The 421-nt window shown below is 55.8% G+C and carries 1 protein-coding gene; it reads right to left on the bottom strand.

Features of this window, described 5'->3' with window-relative positions; all coding sequences use genetic code 11:
- Positions 1-421: response regulator transcription factor (locus XI06_RS12815; RefSeq protein WP_271605469.1), on the bottom strand; the 421-nt coding region annotated here is incomplete at both ends.

Genomic DNA, 421 nt, shown 5'->3' with positions numbered 1-421 from the left:
ACGATTAGTGCGAACTCCCAGCGTCTCAGTCATTCTGATCAAGTCGGCCAGCGAGCGTGCACGCATCTTTTTCATTACGTGTCCCCGGTAGATCTTGACCGTAATCTCGGCGAGCCCAAGCTCGGCGGCGACCTGCTTGTTCATCAGGCCGGCAGCGACCAGTTTCATCACCGCCTGCTCGCGCGGGCTTAAGGTCTCAAATAAAGACTGCAAGTTCGCGACCGTCTGCTGAGCCTCCCGTCTTTTGCGATCGCGTTCGGTCGCCGCAACCACGGCATCAAGCAGTTCCTGATCGCGAAACGGTTTGCTGAGAAAATCGACCGCTCCTTCCTTCATGGCCCTGACAGTCATTGGAATGTCGCCATGGCCGGTAATGAAAATGATCGGAATATGTATGTTCAACCTCGCGAGCTCGGTCTGG

The sequence above is a fragment of the Bradyrhizobium sp. CCBAU 11434 genome, assembly GCF_028128895.1.
Lineage (GTDB): Bacteria > Pseudomonadota > Alphaproteobacteria > Rhizobiales > Xanthobacteraceae > Bradyrhizobium > Bradyrhizobium zhengyangense.
The sequence above is the reverse complement of the archived record's forward strand: the minus strand, read 5'-3'. Positions and strand labels throughout refer to the sequence as shown.